This window comes from Nocardioides fonticola, from assembly GCF_039536805.1.
Classification (GTDB): domain Bacteria; phylum Actinomycetota; class Actinomycetes; order Propionibacteriales; family Nocardioidaceae; genus Nocardioides; species Nocardioides fonticola.
The window spans coordinates 246,152-262,893 of the sequence record NZ_BAAAZH010000012.1 but is presented as its reverse complement, the minus strand read 5'-3'; the positions used below and the strand labels follow the sequence as shown (position 1 = coordinate 262,893).

Genomic DNA, 16,742 nt, shown 5'->3' with positions numbered 1-16,742 from the left:
CGGGTGGCGAAGTCCCCGAAGTCCAGCGTCAGCAAGCTGGTCCCTCGCGTCTCCGAGGTCGCCAAGGCGGCCGGCTCGGTCTCCGGCGTCAGTCGGCGCCAGCAGTACTCGGCCTCGACGAAGCGCGCGCTGGTCGACGTCGCCGAGCGGCTCTTCACCGAGAACGGCTACGCCGCGACGTCCCTCGACGCGATCGTCGCGGGCGCCCGGGTCACCAAGGGGGCGCTCTACCACCACTTCAGCGGCAAGCAGGAACTCTTCGAGGCCGTCTTCGAGCGCGTCGAGGCCAAGACCTCCAAGGCGATCCAGAAGGCCCTGCGCGGGCATCGCGATCCGTGGGACAAGGCGCGCGCCGGCCTCGAGGCCTTCGTCGTGGTGGTGCAGGACCCCGGCTATCGGCGGGTCGTGATCCAGGAAGGACCCGCGGTGCTCGGCTACGAGCGCTTCCGCGAGCAGGAGGAGCGCTCCACGTTCGCGATCGTGCTCGACATCGTCCGGGCCGTGCTCACGGCCGGCACCTGGGAGCTCGACGAGGAGATGCTGCAGACCTTCGCGCGGATCTTCTTCGGCGCCCTGTCCTCGGCCGGCGACTCGGTGGCCAGCGCCGAGGACCCCGAGGCCGCGGCCGAACGCGTCGAGCGCGCACTCGGCTTCATCATCGCCGGCTTCCAGGCGTTGGTGGAGGCCGGCCGCGAGCTGCCGCCGGCCTCCGAGCGCACCGACTGAATCGGGCTGGTCCGGGCTGGTCCGGGCTGGTCCGGCCGGCGGCAGCGGGCGGACCTACTTGCGGTAGGTGACGTTCCCGCCCGAGGCGGGCACCAGCTCGATCCAGGTGTGCCCGGCGGGGACCGTCAGCGGCCCGGCCTTGGTCGAGAGCTCGATCGGGGAGTCGAGGTCCGCCTTGCTCCACGTGCCGCGCACGAGCCGCCCGCCGTGGAAGAGCATGGCCTGTCCCTTGCCGACCAGCTTGGTCTCCGGCACCGGGTTGCCGGCCGGGTCGAGGTAGCCGGCGTCGCCCACCTGCACCCGCAGCACCAGGACGGTGTCGGGGTTCAACCGGTCGTTCTCGGCGGCGTTGGAGTTGGTGTTGACGTACTTCCCGCCCTGGAAGGTCCAGTCGGTGGTGTGGCCACCGGAGAAGGTGGCCGCGATCGTGCGGGCCGGGACGCCGCCGGGCAGGTCGTCGGCGCTGCCCCACGGCAGGTAGTCGGCCGGCCGCTCCTTCGGCGCCTTGGTCAGCGTCGCGGTCTGGCGCAGGTCGGTGAACAGGTTGTAGGGCGCGCTGCGCGAGGAGTCGCGCGCGAAGCCCTTCGACCCCTCGCCGAAGAACGTGATGCCCGCGCCCTGGATCCGGCGGATGGTGACCCCGGCCGCCCCGCTGGTCACGACGTCGGCCTTGACCGGGGACACGATGCCGATGTCGCTGGCGCGCATCGAGCGCACCGGGCCGGTCTTGCCGGGGAGGGTCGAGTAGTAGAACGCCGCGAGTCGGGTCAGGCCGCCCTCGACGAGCTCCTCGACCACGAGGTCGGCGCTGCCCAGGCCGAGCTGCGGTGCACTGGCGTAGGTGTTGTCCATCTTCACCACGAGCACCGGGTGCTTCTCGATCGCCGAGCCGCCGTCGGGCACGTCGAGTCCGGTCATCGGGTTGGTCTCCGGGGCCGCGGGGGTCGAGGACGACGACGACGGCGAGGCCGAGGTCTTCGAGGTGTCGTCACCGCCCCCTCCGCAGCCGGCGAGCGCGAGGCTGGAGACGAGGGCGAGGGCGGGCAGGAGGGCGGTGGTGGTGCGACGCACGGTGGTCTCCGGAGTGGGTGGAAGGTGTAGCGATCTGGTCGACTTAGAGCCGGGTCCCAGGATGACGAACGGGCGCGCCCGCGCGGTGCAGGCGCGCCCGTCGGGGGCGTGAATCCGCAGCGAATCCTCAGGATCCTCGGGCCCGAGGGCCCGGGCCCGGGGATCAGCCGAGGGTGGCGCCGCCGTCGACGTAGAGGGTCTGACCGGTGATGTAGGACGCCTCGTCGCTGGCCAGGAACGTGACGGCCGCGGCGATGTCGTCGGGCAGGCCGACCCGCTTGACCGGGTTCGCCTCGGCGGAGAGACGGCGGAACTCCTCGACGTCCATCTTCAGACGGGCGGCGGTCGCGTCGGTCATCTCGGTGGCGATGAAGCCGGGCGCCACCGCGTTGACGTTGATGCCGAACGGGCCGAGCTCGATGCCGAGCGTGCGGGTGAAGCCCTGGATGCCCATCTTGGCCGCGGAGTAGTTGGCCTGACCCCGGTTGCCGAGCGCCGAGGTGGAGGAGATGTTGACGACCTTGCCGTACTTCTGGGCGCTGAAGTGCACCTGGGCGGCCTTGGTCATGAGGAACGCGCCCTTGAGGTGCACGCCCATCACGAGGTCCCAGTCCTGCTCGGTCATCTTGAACAGCAGGTTGTCGCGGGTGATGCCGGCGTTGTTCACCAGGATGTGGATGCCGCCGAGGGACTCCACGACCCGCGCGATGGCGGCGTCGACCGAGGCGGCGTCGCTGACGTCGCAGCCGATGCCGACCGCGGAGCCCGGCAGGTCGGCGGCGGCCGACGCGGCGGCGTCCTCGTCGAGGTCGATGATCGCGACCGAGGCGCCCTCCTCGGCGAACCGCTTGGCGGTGCCGAACCCGATACCGCGGGCGGCGCCGGTGATGACCGCGACACGTCCGTCGAAGCGACCCATGCTTGTCTCCCGTTCTGAAGAGGATCCGTCTGGCGCACGGCGTGCGCACCTCCGGCACCTTAGGGCAGGACGGCGCGCGCGGCTCGGCCGGTTCCCCTGGCGGACCGGGGAGGGCTCGGCCGCACGGGATCAGCGCCGCATGACCCCGACCGCCTGGGGTGTGAAGCCCGGGAACACCGTGGCCAGGGAGGCCGAGGTGCGCGTCCCGATGACCTCGGCCAGCACCGAGCGGTAGTCGGTGGTGACGGGCAGGTCGGCGTCCCCGGTGGCCGTCAGGCCGGGCCACCGGCCGTAGTAGCGACCGCCGTTGACCCCGGCGCCGGCGAGGAACATGACGCTCCCCCATCCGTGGTCGAGCCCGTGGTCGGCGTTCTCGACCGTGCGCCGGCCGAACTCGCTGACGGTCACCAGCGTCACCCGCGACGCCCACGAGCCGAGATCGGCGAAGAAGGCCGACACGGCGGCCGCGAACTGACCCGCCTGGTTCGTCATCCAGCCCCCGGCGACCGTGCCGAGGTCGGTGTGCATGTCCCAGTTGCCGTGGTCGACGGTGACGACCGAGGAACCGACGTCGGCCCTGATGCTGCGCGAGACCAGCGCGAGCGCACGTCCCAGGCTGGTGGCCGGATAGGACGACGTGGTGTCCTTCGCGGCGCGGACCGCGCCGTAGTCGGCCACCGCGGTGACGGCGGTGCGCAGTCCGCGACCCATCAGGTCGTCGGCGTCCCAGGCGCGGGCCAGCGAGGCGATGCGCGGGTCGCTGGTCGACACGGCCGACGCACCGGCCACCCGGACCGCGTTCACGCTCGCGACCGTGAGCGAGGGCTGGGCGCCGGCCGCGAGGGCGAACGGCGAGGTACCGACCGCGACCCCCTGCAACGGCGAGGTGTAGGCGTCGGTGCCGAGCAGCCGGTTCAACCATCCCGACCGGGTCGAGGACCCCGGGGCGGCGTCCTCGACGGCCTCGATCGCCGCGAAGTGGGAGCGGTTCGGCGCCGGCAGGCCGGCGGCGTGGACGGCGGCCAGTTTGCCCTGCTGCCACATCGACTGGAGCGGCGCGAGCGCCGGATGCAGGCCGAACATGGCGTCGGCGACGAGCAGCCGATCCTTCGGGATGGCGACCCGCGGCCGGGCCGAGTAGTAGACCGGGTCGCCGTGGGGTACGACCAGGCTCAACCCGTCGGCCGCCCCGCGCATCGAGAGCACCACGAGGGTCCAGGGCGCGCTCTGCGTCGCGGCGGCCGCGATGGGGGCCGCGGTCACCACCGCGGACCCGACGGTGAGGGCGGTGCCGCCCAGCAGGGCTCCGCGGAGGACGCCGCGCCGGGAGAGCCCGCCGTCGGCGACGGTCGCGGCGGAGGTCAGCAGGTTCCCCTCGGGGCACCCGCAGCCGGTCGGGGTGGGGTCGGCGCTCATCGGTACCAGTGCTCCGGGGTGTCGAGGAGGGCCGCCAGCGTGCGGCCGATGCCGGTGACGGCTGGGTGGGAGGCGTCGGGGATGACGGTCTCGGCGGCGATGCCGGTGGCGGTCACGGCGATCTGGAGCAGCTCCGCGGTCGAGCGCCTCGTCAGCACGCTGCGGCAGAGGTGGTCGACGAGGTCGCCGTAGGTGATCGGGAACGACGGCACCCAGGACGCCGGATCGCGGTAGCTGACGTCGGTGACCGGGTAGTAGCGGTTGGCCAGGTTCCAGTGGAGGTCCAAGGACCCCAGGGCCCGAGCGGTCGAGGCCCAGGCCGTGTTGGCGACCGGCGCCCCGTCGGGTCGGGAGTTCGAGGCGAACCGCCAGCCGAGCGCGCCGGTGGAGTTGAGCATCGCCACGGTCGCGGAATCGGCGGCCAGCGGGGGCAGCACCTCGATGTCGAGGGCGCGGTAGGTGGCCACGACGTCCTCCTCCGGCGTGCGCAGCTTCGCGCCCGCGGAGGCCCGGAACGGGCGGGACCCGACGAGCTCCAGCAGCACGGGCGCGATCGCGGTGTCGTGGTCGAGGTAGGTGCGGGCGAGACGGTCGACCAGCCCCCGCGGGACGTCGTCGGAGACGAACACCTCGACCAGGCGGGTCGCCAGCCGCTGGGCGGTGTCGGGGTGGCGGGCGAGGTAGCGCAGGTAGGCGGCGCAGACGGCGCGACCGTCGGCGTCCCGGTTCGTGCTGGTGAAGCCGCGCACCCGCACGCGGCCGGTCGAGTGGTACTCGGGCACGTAGAACTTCTGCCAGGTCTGGTAGACGTCGACGCACCAGCCGGTGAGGATCCGCGCGGAGTCCTTGACGTCGTCCTCGCTGTAGTTGCCTACGCCGACCGTGTGCAGCTCGAGCAGCTCGCGGCCGAGGTTCTCGTTCGGCGCGGTCTTCGTCGACGTCGCGGCGTTGAGGTAGACCAGCATCGCCGGGTGCAGGACCGCGGCCGCCAGCAGGTCGCTGTAGCGTCCGAGCGCGCGGGCGCGGATCGTGCGGCCGTAGTCGACGCGCCACGTGAAGTACGGGTCGCCGCTGACCGGCACGTAGAGCAGGTTCTCGAAGAACGCGGTCATGGTCTCCAGGACCTGGCGCGAGGAACGCAGCCGCCGGGTCAGCACCCACGACCCGTAGTCGTTCATCACCTGCCAGCCCTGACGGGTGCCGTCGCTCTGGCGCATCCACAGGTCGAGCGGCGTGCGGGCGAGGTCGGGCCACCACTCCTCGATCTGCTCCCCCGCGGGGTCGGGCACCGACGCGGGCTTCAACTGCCGGGCGAACCAGCGCTGCTCGCGCCCACCGGCCACCGCGTGCGCCAGGGACGGCGTGGGGCCTGCCGTGAAACGCGACAGCAGCAGCCGTGCCGTGGGCGTGGGGACCGGGACGGCGGACCGCGCGGCGGTGCCGGTGGCGGTGCTGGCGGAGCGGGGGTGGGCTGGCGGTACCAAGACGACTTCCGAGGAGCAGGGAGGGAGCCCCCAGTCTGGCGATCACGCGCGCCCCCCGCTGGAGAATCGGGCGCTTCTCGACGTCCGTCGGCCGCTGTTCACGTGCCGTTCGGGCGACGGGCTCAGTCGAGGGAGGCCAGGGCCTCCCGCAGCCGTGCGGCGACGGCGGCCCGCTCGCCGTCCGCGTAGCGCCGGCGAGGCCAGAAGAACCCGCGCAGCCCGTCGCCCTTGGTGCGCGGGACGACGTGGAGGTGCAGGTGGGGCACCGACTGGCTGACGGTGTTGTTCATCGCCACGAAGCTGCCCTGGGCGCCGAGGCCGGCGACCACGGCCCGCGCGAGGCGCTGGGCGGCGGCCAGGAACGGATCGCGCAGCTCGGCGGGCAGGTCGGGCAGCGTGGGCACGTGGGCGCGCGGGATGAGCAGCACGTGCCCCTCGAAGACCGGCCGCTGGTCGAGGAAGGCCAGCAGGGACGGCGTCTCGAGCACCACGTCGGCCTCGACCGTGCCGGCCACGATGTCGCAGAAGACGCACGCCATGTGCGCACCGTAGCCCGATGGCCAGACGGGCCGATGGCCCGGCGACCAGCCGGTCACCGGGGGCCGAGCACGCCGATCAGGCGTCGAAGTGCTGGGTGTCGGCCAGGCCGTAGGTCCAGCGCAGGCCGTGGGCCCGCATGATCCGCACGACCGGGTGGTCGCTGCTGCGCCAGGCGACCCGCGGGTCCGAACGGCTCTGCCACCAGCTGTTCGGGACGATCCCCCGGCTCGACCGGAACGGGTTCTCCCAGGTGTTGACGTCGAGGGAGCGGCCGCGGGCGTGGGGCGAGCGCACCCCCGGACGCCCCACGACCCAGCGGCAGTTGAAGGCAGATGTGTTGTCGGCCGCCATCGAGCGCCGGTCGTCGGCGCCCTGGAGCTGCGAGGACCATCCGAACCGATCGGGCAGGTACATCGAGCGGATCGGGTAGCGGCCGGCGTACATGCCGGCGAGGGCGCCGGCCATCTCCCCGATCGCGCCGGTCGCGGCCACGAGCTCCCCGCGGCGGCGATAGCCGTCGAAGTCCCAGTAGTTGATGCGCAGCAGTCGCAGCCCGGAGCGGCCGACCGGGCAGCCGGCGTGCCAGGACCGGCCCACCATGCGCCGCCACACGGCGTCCGGGATGCGGGTGACGACGGGGTTCGCACCGGCACCGACGGCGCGGGGCTGCGGCGGCAGCACGACGGTCGGCTCGGGGGCGGCCATCGGGAGGACGACGGGGCGGCCGGGCGGCCGGTTGTCGACGCGCAGGACGCCGCTGGCGGCGGCGCGCAGCCAGTCGAGGGCGGGGGTGCGGACGCGGTAGTCGGTGTCGACGCGCGGTCGCAGGCGCAGCGCCGCCGTCCCGTCGGCCGCGGTGCGGTGAGCGCCGACCTCGCGCCAGCCGCGACCCGCGGTGCGACTCTCCAGGACGTACCTGCCCGCCACCGGACGGTCGGCGTCGTCGCGCCAGGCGAGGGTCAGGGTGATGGCGCGCTCGTCGATCACCCGCGACGGTCCGTCGAGGACGACCCGGGCGGTGCGCAGCGTGAGCGGCAGGCGCTGCTCGACGACGGTGAGGTCGGGGTCCTGGCCCGTGGTGACCCGCACCCGGTTCTCGGCGTCGGTGCGCGAGAGCACGACCGGGACGGTCGCGGTGCCCTCGGCATCGGTGACGAGGGAAGCGATCGGCGTCCAGCCGTCGCCGTCGGCACGCTCGACGATGACGGGGACGCCCGGCGCGGGGGTGCCGTCCTCGGCGGTGACGGCCACGGCGACCGTGGTCGTCTCGCCCTCGCGCACCGGTGGGGCGCTCACCGCGACCCGGGGTGCGCCGCCGGTGTCGGCGCGGGCCGCGGCGGGGGCGAGGAGAACCGCGATCAGCGTCGCCGCCAGGGCCGGTGCGCCGACCCGGAGCATCGCGGCGCCGACGGCGCGGAGCCGGTCGAGAGGCCGGTCGAGCGGCCGGTCGAGGGGCCGGTCGAGGGGCAGGGGCTGGCGTCGTCCGGCTCCGAGATCCATGCGGGGAGCATGTGCTCGACGGGCCCGGGTCAATCCCGTTCGCCCCAGCGGGTGGGACGCCCGCACCGGCATCCGACCGGGTGATCCTGCAGATCGCCTCGATCGTTCGGGTTTCAACCTCTCCGGGGCAGGGCAGGAAGGCTCTGACAGCCGGTCCCCCGCCGGCGACTCCCATCATCTTGCCGAGCTCGGGTCGGTGAGACCCTCGAAAGGTCTGATGCCCCGTGCGTGCACCTCTCCGCGTCGCCGTCGTCGACGATCACCCGCTCACCGAGCCGGGCCTGCGCACCATGCTCAGCGCCCACCCCGGACGCATCCGCCTCATCCAGGTGCGCGACGACGCCCGGCCGGTCGAGGTCGACCTGGTGCTCTTCGAGCCGATGCGGCTGAGCGTGCGCAGCCGCGCCGTCCTCGGTCGCCTCACCGCGACGGGGGCCCGCGCCGTGGCCTACACCTGGCAGGAGTCGACGGCGGCGGGCCAGACCGTGATCTCCAAGGCCCTCGGCACCGCGGCGCTCACCGAGGCGATCGAGGAGGCCCACCGCCGCCTCTCCTCGACGCTGCCGACCGCGCTGCCGACGGCGCTCACCCACAGCGCCCACGACCTCAGCCCGCGCGAGGAGGAGATCCTCGGCCTCATCGCCTCGGGCCGCTCCAACGACGAGATCGCCGAGCAGCTCGGACTCTCCATCAACTCGGTCAAGACCTACATCCGCCAGGCCTACCGCAAGATCGACGTCGTCCGTCGCTCCCAGGCCGTGGCCTGGTACGTCCAGCATCGCCAGGACGACCGCGACGGCGTCGCGGCGGAGCGCACGCCCCTCGAGGCCGTCGGCAGCTGACCGGCGGTCCACCGGCGCTGGGCGGTCGCCGCGTCAGCGGCTCCACGGCTCAGGCGGGATCGAAGGCGTAGCCCGAGCCGTCGACCGTGCGGATCCACTCGTGGTCGCTGTTGCCTGCCTTGCGCAGCTTGCGACGGATGCTGGCGACGTTGAGATCGACGAGGAAGTCGGACTCGATGAAGTCGCCCTTCCACACGGTGCGCACCAGGTCGGCCCGCGCCCAGAGCCGGCCCGGCTCGGCGGCCAGCACGGTGAGCAGCTCGACCTCGACGGGGGTGAGCGGGAGCGGCTGGCCGTCGAGGATCGCGACGTGCGCCACGGGCACGAGCATGAGCCCGCCGCCAGCGTCGACCGTCGCGCCGCCCGAGGCGGGCGCGGAGGCCCGGGGACGCCGCAGCAGCGCGGCCACGCGGGCCCGCACCTCGCGGGCCGAGAACGGCTTGCTCAGGTAGTCGTCGGCGCCGACCTCGAGGCCGACGAGGCGGTCGACCTCCTCGCTGCGGCCGGTGATCATCATGATGTAGACGTCGGTGAAGGTGCGCAGCTCGCGGCACACCTCCGTGCCGTCCATGTCGGGCAGCGAGAGGTCCAGGGTGACCAGATCGGGACGCTGCTCCCGGACGACCGCGATCGCCTCACGCCCCTCGGCGCAGGTGGTGACCTCGAACCCGTCGCGCTGCAGGGCGAACTCCAGGAGACTGCGGATCTCCGGATCGTCCTCCACGATGACGACCCGCCGTGCCTGACTCACGTCCGCATCCTCTTCCCATGGCCCGCGGCTCCCGGGCGCCGCGATGAACGGTGCCCACGCTAGCGGGGAGCCGGGAGGCTCCACCGGCGATCGCGAGCAACTCGTACGGAAGGGCACCGTTCGCTACGACCTCCTGACAGGATGTGCGCGTGACAGGCACGACCCCGCTCGGGCGGGAAGAACGACGACAGCGCGCGGTCGAGGGACTGCTGACCGCCGACGCCGCCCTCCAGGAGCGGCTCGACCGGCTGGCGCGGCTCACCCGACTCAGCCTGGACGCGAACTGGGCGGGCATCACGGTGCTCGACGAGGACTCCGCCTGGTTCCCGGCCGCCGTGGGCTTCGAGAAGCGGCCCCTGCCGCGCCGTCAGACGTTCTGCCACACCACCACCGCGCTCGACGAGGTCCTGGTCGTCCCCGACGCCCGCGACGACGAGAGGTTCGCCGACCTCGACCTGGTGCGCTCCGGTGCGGTGACCTTCTACGCCGGTCACCCCCTGCGCGATCCGCAGGGCAACGTGGTCGGCGTCCTGTGCGTCTTCGACACCCGGGTGCGCGACCTCGACGAGGATCAGCGGCGTGCTCTCGTCGACCTCGCGGCCCTCGCGGAGGAGGAGCTGACCTCGGCCGACGACATGGCCGCCGCCGAGCGGGTGCAGACCTCGATGCTGCCCTCGACCGCCCTCGACGCCGAGGGGTGGGACGTCTCGGGCATCTGCCTGCCGGCGCTGTCGGTGGGCGGCGACTTCTTCGACTACGCGGCGAGCAGCGGCGTCATCGACCTCGTCCTGGGCGACGTGATGGGCAAGGGCACCGGCGCGGCGCTCGTCGGCGCCGGGGTGCGCGCAGCTCTGCGCGGCACCCACTCGGCGGTCACCGCCGGGGTCGACCTCGGGGTCACCAGCACGCAGGTCGCCAAGGCTCTGCTGCCCGACCTCGAACGCACCGGTGCCTTCGTGACCCTCCTGCACGTCGCCATCGACGCCGACGACGGCTGGACCCGCTACGTCGACGCCGGTCTCGGGCTGGCGCTCGTGCGGCGGGCGGACGGCAGCGTGCAGGCACTCCTCAGCGAGGACCTCCCCTTCGGGATCATCGTCGATGCGCACTGGACCGAGCACCGGCTCTCCCTCGGCCCCGGCGACCGCCTCGTCATCTTCAGCGACGGGCTGCTCGACCTGCTCCCGCCGGACGCCGACTGGACGGCCGAGGTCGGCGCGATGACCGCGGCGGCGAGCGACGTGCGCGACCTGCTCCGCATGGTCACCGATCTGGCCCGGGGGCGCGGCGCCCTCGACGACGTCACGGTGGTGGCGGCCTTCCGTGCGCTGCAGGAGCAGGACGACCCGGCGGACCCGGCGGGAGAAGACGCATGAGCGACCGCCCTCCCCTGACCCGTCGCCTGATCGCGGTGCGGGTCATCGTCGTCCTGACGGCGGTGCTCGGACTCAACTACATCGTGTGGCGCTGGCTGTTCTCGGTGCACTGGTCGGCCTGGTGGATCGCCGTCCCGCTCGTGATCGCCGAGACCTACAGCCTCATCGACTCCCTGCTCTTCGGCCTGACGATGTGGCGGCTGCGGGTGCGCGGCGAACCGCCCGCCGCTCCCGAGGGGCTCACGGTCGACGTGTTCATCACGACCTACAACGAGCCGATCGACCTCGTCATGCGCACCGCGCTGGCCGCTCGTGAGATCCGCTACCCGCACCGCACGTGGATCCTCGACGACGGCAACCGCCCCGAGATGCGGGCGGCCGCGGAGGCCGAGGGCATCGGCGTCATCACGCGCTCGGCCGACTGGGTCGGCATGCCCCGGCACGCGAAGGCCGGCAACCTCAACAACGCCCTGCTGTCCACCGACGGCGAGTTCATCCTCATCCTCGACGCCGACCAGATCCCGGTGCCGGAGATCCTCGACCGCACCCTCGGCTACTTCACCGACGAGCGCATGGCGCTGGTGCAGACCCCGCAGTACTTCACCAACGTGCCGGAGAGCGACCCGCTCGGCTCGCAGGCGCCGCTCTTCTACGGGCCCATCCAGCAGGGCAAGGACGGCTGGAACGCCGCGTTCTTCTGCGGCTCCAACGCGATCATCCGCCGCGAGGCCCTCATGCAGCTCGGCATCGCCCGCTACGCCAAGGAGGTCGAGGTCGGCGTCCGCAAGGCCCTGCGGACGGCGCGCACAGTGCTGGAGGAGGCTCGCGAGAACCTCGAGCCGGGCCAGGACCGCATCGCCGAGGCGCTCGACGCGATCGAGCACGACGTCAAGCGCGCCCAGCGCGAACTGGCCCGCGGCGTCGCGCTCTTCGACGTCACCTACCGCTTCCAGCGGCGCGTCGACTCGGTGCACCGCGAGCTCGTCGAGGCCGACCTGGACGCCGTGGCCGCCGACCTGGCGATCATCGCCGAGCTCGAAGCACTGGCCGAGGACCCCATCGACACCCTGGCCGGCATCTCGACCGAGGCCCTCGACCGCATCGCGCACCGGCAGTGGTCGCCGCTGGGCGCCGTGGACGCCGTCCGCGCCCTCATCGACGCCGTCGACGTCGGGCGGGCCGGCGAGGCGCAGCCGATCATGCCGCTGGCCACCATCTCGGTCACCGAGGACATGGCCACCTGCATGCGCATGCACACCCTCGGTTGGCGCTCGGCCTACCACGACGAGGTGCTCGCCCACGGGCTGGCGCCCGAGGACCTCCAGACCATGCTGACCCAGCGGCTGCGCTGGGCGCAGGGCACCGTGCAGGTGATGTTCCGGGAGAACCCGTTGACGCAGCGGGGCCTGACGATCACCCAGCGGCTCATGTACTTCGCGACGATGTGGAGCTACCTCTCGGGGTTCGCAGCCCTCGTCTACCTGGCCGCCCCGATCACCTACCTGACGATCGGCGTCCTGCCGGTGCAGGCCTTCAGCGTCGACTTCTTCGTCCGCCTGATCCCGTTCCTCATCGTCAACCAGCTGCTCTTCTTCGTCGTCGCCGACGGCCGGCCGACCTGGCGCGGTCAGCAGTACTCCCTCGCGCTGTTCCCGACGTGGATCAAGTCCTTCACCTCCGCCTTCGGCAACGTCTTCCTCGGACGCGACCTCGACTTCGCCGTCACCCCGAAGGTGAAGCGCGAGGACACCGGTCCGCGCTGGGACCTCATCAAGCCGCAGCTGTGGGCGATCGGCCTGCTGGTGGCGGCGATCGTCATCGGCCTCGTGCGCATCGCCGTCGGTCAGGCCAACCTGTTCGGCAGCCTGTTCAACATGCTGTGGGTCGCCTTCGACCTGCTCATCTTCTCCGTCATCATCCGGGCTGCCCGCTACCGCGGGTTCGAGGGCGACCCTGCGCCCGAGCCCGCCGTCGCCATGCGAGGAGCATCATGATCGAGTTCGACGTCAGCACCGACGCCCAGGGCATCGGCATCGTGGTGCCCCGCGGGCGGCTCACAATGGTCTCCGCCCCCGAGCTGCGCCAGATCCTCTCCGACCTCGTCGCGCAGGGCACCGTGCGGATCGTCGTCGATCTCGCGGAGACCACCTTCATGGACTCCTCCGGCCTCGGCGCCCTCATCGCCGGCCTCAAGAGCGCGCGCCAGGGCGGCGGCGACCTGCGCATCGCCCGTCCGACCGAGGCCGTCACCGCCGTGCTGAAGCTGACCAACCTCGACAAGGTGCTGCGGCCCCGCGAGAGCGTCGAGAGCGCGTTCTATGTCTGAGCCCCACGACCACGCCCCGATCGGCCTCGACCTCAGCGCTCCCGCCGAACCCTCGGTGGTCGAGGCGGTGCAGAACGAGTTGGCGCTCCTGTGGGAGCAGCGTCCCGACCTGGACCCCGGCGTCACCCTGCGCTTCGAGATGGGCCTGGTGGAGATCCTCGGCAACATCGTCGAGCACGCCTTCGATCCCGACACCCCGGGTCGGCTCCTCACGGTCGCCGTCACCATCGAGGGCGACGTCGTCCGCGGCACCCTCTCCGACAACGGCCAGCCGGTCGCCGTCGACCTCAGCACCGTGACGATGCCCGACGAGGACGCCGAGTCCGGGCGCGGCCTGGCCCTCGCCGTCGCCGCGCTCGACGAGCTCTCCTACACCCGCGACGGGGACTGCAACCGCTGGATCCTGCGCTGCGGAGGGGCCGGCTCGTGACCCACCTCCTGCGCCGGTGCATGGCGGCGCTGCTGCTCCTGATCGTCGCACTCGGAGCCGCCGTGCCGACGGCCGGATCCGCCCTCGCCGCCGAGGATCCCTCCCCCGATCCGGTGCCAGCGCTGCCGCCGGAGGGACACCCGTGGTTCGGCCCCGACCTGGACTGGGTGCGCGACTCGGCGACCTCCTACGCCGATCGCCTCGGCACCACGCCGTCCCTCTACTCCCAGCGGGTGCACTACCCGCTCACCGACGACGACGTGCGCTACCTCGACCAGTTCGAGCAGCAGGCCTCCAGCCAGGGCGCCGTGGCGGTCGTGACGCTCGAGCCCCAGGTGGGGCTGGCCGACCTCACCGCCGCCGACGCCCGGCGGCTCGCCGACGAGCTGGCCCGGCTCCACGTCGCCTACGACACCTACACCCTGGTGCGTTTCGCCCCTGAGATGAACGGCTCCTGGGTCATCTGGGGTCAGCAGCCCACGGCCTACGTCGCGGCCTTCCGGGAGGTGGCGCAGGCGGTGCACGCGGCCACCGACCAGGCCGCGATGGTGTGGTCGCCGTCCTACGGCGCCGGCTACCCCTTCGGCCGGGCCTACGGCGAGGTCCCGCCCGCGGGTCCGCGCGACCCGGCGCTGCTGGACACGAACGACGACGGTCGCGTCACCGACGCCGACGACCCCTACGGCCCCTACTGGCCCGGCGCGCAGGCGGTCGACTGGGTGGGGCTCTCGCTCTACCGGTTCGGCACCGCCCAACCCTTCGGCACGAACACCGTGCCCGATCCCGAGGAGTACGCGCTGCGGCTCTCGGAGGACTGGGCCTACGCGACGCAGACCAACCGCCGCTCCTTCTACGAGCGCTTCGCCTTCGACCAGCGCAAGCCGATGCTGGTGCAGACCGCGGCGCTGTACAACCCGAACTCCCCCGAGGGGCCGGGCGAGACCGCGATCAAGCAGGCGTGGTGGCGTCAGGTCTTCGCCGAGGACGCCGCCTACCCCTGGATCCGCGGCATCAGCTGGCTCGAGCTCAACCGACGCGAGGACGAGGTCGGGGGCGACAAGGTCGAGTGGGGCGCCACCCGCCCGCAGTCGATGGCCGACCGGCTGCGCGATGACCTGCGACGCGACGAACTGACGCTCGGCCCGGTCACCCGGGTGCTCGACCAGGCCACCAACTCCGCGGCGACCGCGCAGGGACGCCAGCCCGACGACGTCGGCGCGGAGATGGGCTGGATCGTCTTCTGTGCCGCCCTGCTCGCCGGCGCCTACCTGCTCGCCGGCCTCGTCGGCCGGTTCGTCCCGTCGTGGCGCTACCCCGACGAATCGACCAGCCGCGACAAGCGCCTCGACCTGTTCCGGGGCTGGATCATCATCGCGGTGGTCGTCACCCACATCGAGCTGTCGGGCGCCTGGAGCTACGTCACCCTCAACGCGATCGGCGCCATCACCGGCGCCGAGATGTTCGTGCTGCTCTCCGGCGTCGTCCTCGGCATGGTGTACCGGCCGGCGATCCGCCGGGCCGGCGAGTGGCTGACCGCCGTCACGATGTGGAAGCGCGCCCGCAAGCAGTACCTGACCGCGCTCGTCGTCGTCCTGCTCGTGCCGCTGCTCGGACTCATCCCGAAGGTGAACACCGAGGTCGTCACCACGTTCGTCGACCGCGGCACCGGCGAGGGCGGCGGCGCCGATCTCGGCCAGGTCTACGACCTCTACCCCAACGTGGCGCGGCTGCTGGACTATCCGCCGCCCTGGTACGCCGTCAAGCAGCTGCTGCTGCTCGAGATGGGCCCGTGGGTCTTCAACATCATGGGCCTGTTCGTGGTGCTCTCCCTCGTCCTGCCGCTGTGCATGTGGCTCATCCGGCGCCGCCTGTGGTGGCTGCTCCTGGCGATCTCCTGGGCGTTGTACGTGCTCCAGGACCAGGGCAACTACCACCCGCTGCCCTCGCAGTTCGACTACGTCTTCCCGCTGCTCACCTGGCAGCTGCCCTTCACCCACGGCCTCGTTCTCGGTTGGTACCGCGGCCGCCTCGTACCCGCCCTGACCAGCGCCGTGGGCAAGGTCGTCGTGGGTCTGCTCGTCGTGCTGTACGCCGCTGCTCTGGTCTACCTGTGGTGGTGCCACCACCAGGGCGTCGCACCGATGGTGTTCCCGGCCGACAGCTACAGCTACCTCTACGAGAACGCCTACACGCGGGTCTTCCTCCAGCCCGGGCGGCTCATCGACCTCGCGCTCATGGTGGTCGTCGCCTACGCCGTCCTGACGACCTGCTGGAAGCCGATCGACAAGGCCATCGGCTGGTTCTGGACCCCGATGGGCGAGAACAGCCTGTACGTGTTCGTGGTGCACGTGTTCTTCGTGATCGCGGTGGCCAGCATCCCCGGTCTCGACCGCGGCGACTTCTGGGTCGGCACCGCGCTGCACACGGTCGTCGTCCTGCTCATCTGGGCGATGATCAAGCGGAAGGTGCTGTTCTCCGTCATCCCGCGCTGAGGGCGAGCCGCTCACGGGTCGCGGCGTCTGCCGGGAAGAGGAGCTCGACGCGCAGCGAGGCCAGCGTGATGTGCAGCGGCGCTCCGAACGTGGTGAACATGCTGAAGAACGCGAGCTCGCCGCCCGGTGCCCGATAGCGCGTCACGAGGGTCGGGGCGGCGGGCACATCGATCGCTCCCCCGGTGCCGGCGACCTCCTCGAGCACCGCGAGCAACGGCTCGAGGCCGGGGACGCCGACGGCCTCGGCCCGCACCTGGGCCAGGAGCGGTGGGGCGACCTCCTCAAGATTGGCGATCGTCGCGGCCAGGCCGTGCTCGAGCAGCAGGTCGACCATCGGCAGCGGAGGCGTCGAGGGCGCGCCGTCGCGCAGGTCGGGTACCGGTGCGCTCACTCCGAGGAAGCCCAGCAACCGGGTCAGACCGGAGTTGCCGGCCACGACGTTCCAGTCGGCATCGAGCAGCAGCGCGGGCAACGGATCGTGGGAGGCCAGGAGAGCGCCGAGCGCCGCGGTCGCCTCGCGCAGGTGGACGCCGTCCAGCGGAGCATCGTCGTACAGGGGTGCGTAGCCCGCCGCCGTGAGGGCCTGGTTGCGCACCGCGAGGGGCACCTCGAGATGCGCGAGCCACCGCACGAGCAGCGCGCGGCCGGGCCGCGAGCGCCCCACCTCGACGAACCCGAGGTGCCGGGCCGAGATGCCGAGCTGGTGGCTGAGCTCGAGTTGGCTGAGCCGTCGTCGATGCCGCGCCTCGCGCAGCAGCTCGCCCACCTGCGTCATCTCGTGATCCCAGCACACGTCAGGTCGGTGCGGCCACTACCTGCGAGGTAGTTGTGCCGCCTATCCCTGCGCGACACGCTGGCGGTCCCCGACG

At 72.3% G+C, this 16,742-nt stretch carries 15 protein-coding genes; 7 read left to right on the top strand and 8 right to left on the bottom strand.

All coding sequences use genetic code 11. The annotated features are described in order from the left end of the window. The first annotated feature begins 3 nt into the window (after window positions 1–3). Window positions 4–726, top strand: a complete 723-nt coding sequence (locus tag ABD671_RS08640; RefSeq protein WP_344732907.1) for a TetR/AcrR family transcriptional regulator — start codon at window positions 4–6, stop codon at window positions 724–726. Window positions 727–780: 54 nt separating this feature from the next. On the opposite strand, the gene ABD671_RS08635 is transcribed toward ABD671_RS08640, so the two are convergent. The 6 genes from ABD671_RS08635 to ABD671_RS08610 form a co-directional block, all read right to left on the bottom strand. After that, window positions 781–1,797 carry a DUF3048 domain-containing protein gene (locus ABD671_RS08635; RefSeq protein WP_344732906.1) on the bottom strand — a complete coding sequence of 339 codons (1,017 nt, stop codon included), beginning with the start codon at window positions 1,795–1,797 and terminating at the stop codon, window positions 781–783. 163 nt (window positions 1,798–1,960) lie between these two features. Further along, a complete protein-coding gene (locus ABD671_RS08630; RefSeq protein WP_344732905.1) occupies window positions 1,961–2,716 on the bottom strand; it encodes an SDR family NAD(P)-dependent oxidoreductase in 756 nt (251 codons plus the stop codon). 129 nt (window positions 2,717–2,845) lie between these two features. After that, the gene (locus ABD671_RS08625; protein ID WP_344732904.1) at window positions 2,846–4,132 is read right to left on the bottom strand and encodes a DUF1501 domain-containing protein; all 1,287 of its coding nucleotides are present in this window, start codon (window positions 4,130–4,132) and stop codon (window positions 2,846–2,848) included. After that, window positions 4,129–5,616 carry a DUF1800 domain-containing protein gene (locus ABD671_RS08620; RefSeq protein WP_344732903.1) on the bottom strand — a complete coding sequence of 496 codons (1,488 nt, stop codon included), beginning with the start codon at window positions 5,614–5,616 and terminating at the stop codon, window positions 4,129–4,131. The genes ABD671_RS08625 and ABD671_RS08620 overlap by 4 nt, the downstream gene beginning before the upstream one ends. A gap of 122 nt (window positions 5,617–5,738) precedes the next feature. Next, complete coding sequence (locus ABD671_RS08615; RefSeq protein WP_344732902.1) at window positions 5,739–6,155, bottom strand: HIT family protein; 417 nt, start codon at window positions 6,153–6,155, stop codon at window positions 5,739–5,741. Between the two features lie 76 nt (window positions 6,156–6,231). Continuing rightward, entirely contained in the window at window positions 6,232–7,656 is a 1,425-nt protein-coding gene (locus ABD671_RS08610; protein WP_344732901.1) for a M15 family metallopeptidase, read from the bottom strand. Window positions 7,657–7,880: 224 nt separating this feature from the next. Between ABD671_RS08610 and ABD671_RS08605 the strand changes: the two genes are divergently transcribed. Further along, the gene (locus ABD671_RS08605) at window positions 7,881–8,498 is read left to right on the top strand and encodes a response regulator transcription factor (RefSeq protein WP_344732900.1); all 618 of its coding nucleotides are present in this window, start codon (window positions 7,881–7,883) and stop codon (window positions 8,496–8,498) included. 49 nt (window positions 8,499–8,547) lie between these two features. Here ABD671_RS08605 and ABD671_RS08600 read toward each other — a convergent pair whose 3' ends face one another. After that, the gene (locus ABD671_RS08600; RefSeq protein WP_344732899.1) at window positions 8,548–9,249 is read right to left on the bottom strand and encodes a response regulator transcription factor; all 702 of its coding nucleotides are present in this window, start codon (window positions 9,247–9,249) and stop codon (window positions 8,548–8,550) included. A 149-nt stretch (window positions 9,250–9,398) separates the two neighbouring features. On the opposite strand from ABD671_RS08600, the gene ABD671_RS08595 reads away from it, so the two are divergent. The 5 genes from ABD671_RS08595 to opgC are packed head-to-tail and all read left to right on the top strand — an operon-like array spanning window position 9,399 to window position 15,873. After that, entirely contained in the window at window positions 9,399–10,625 is a 1,227-nt protein-coding gene (locus ABD671_RS08595) for a PP2C family protein-serine/threonine phosphatase (protein ID WP_344732898.1), read from the top strand. Beyond that, entirely contained in the window at window positions 10,622–12,619 is a 1,998-nt protein-coding gene (locus ABD671_RS08590) for a glycosyltransferase family 2 protein (RefSeq protein ID WP_344732897.1), read from the top strand. The genes ABD671_RS08595 and ABD671_RS08590 overlap by 4 nt, the downstream gene beginning before the upstream one ends. Then, window positions 12,616–12,951, top strand: a complete 336-nt coding sequence (locus tag ABD671_RS08585; protein WP_344732896.1) for an STAS domain-containing protein — start codon at window positions 12,616–12,618, stop codon at window positions 12,949–12,951. Before ABD671_RS08590 ends, ABD671_RS08585 begins: the two co-directional genes overlap by 4 nt. After that, entirely contained in the window at window positions 12,944–13,381 is a 438-nt protein-coding gene (locus tag ABD671_RS08580) for an ATP-binding protein (RefSeq protein WP_344732895.1), read from the top strand. Before ABD671_RS08585 ends, ABD671_RS08580 begins: the two co-directional genes overlap by 8 nt. Next, complete coding sequence (gene opgC / locus ABD671_RS08575) at window positions 13,378–15,873, top strand: OpgC domain-containing protein (RefSeq protein WP_344732894.1); 2,496 nt, start codon at window positions 13,378–13,380, stop codon at window positions 15,871–15,873. Before ABD671_RS08580 ends, opgC begins: the two co-directional genes overlap by 4 nt. On the opposite strand, the gene ABD671_RS08570 is transcribed toward opgC, so the two are convergent. Continuing rightward, window positions 15,860–16,648, bottom strand: coding sequence for a helix-turn-helix domain-containing protein (locus ABD671_RS08570; protein ID WP_344732893.1), 789 nt, complete (start codon window positions 16,646–16,648; stop codon window positions 15,860–15,862). The genes opgC and ABD671_RS08570 overlap by 14 nt on opposite strands. Between the last annotated feature and the right edge of the window lie 94 nt (window positions 16,649–16,742).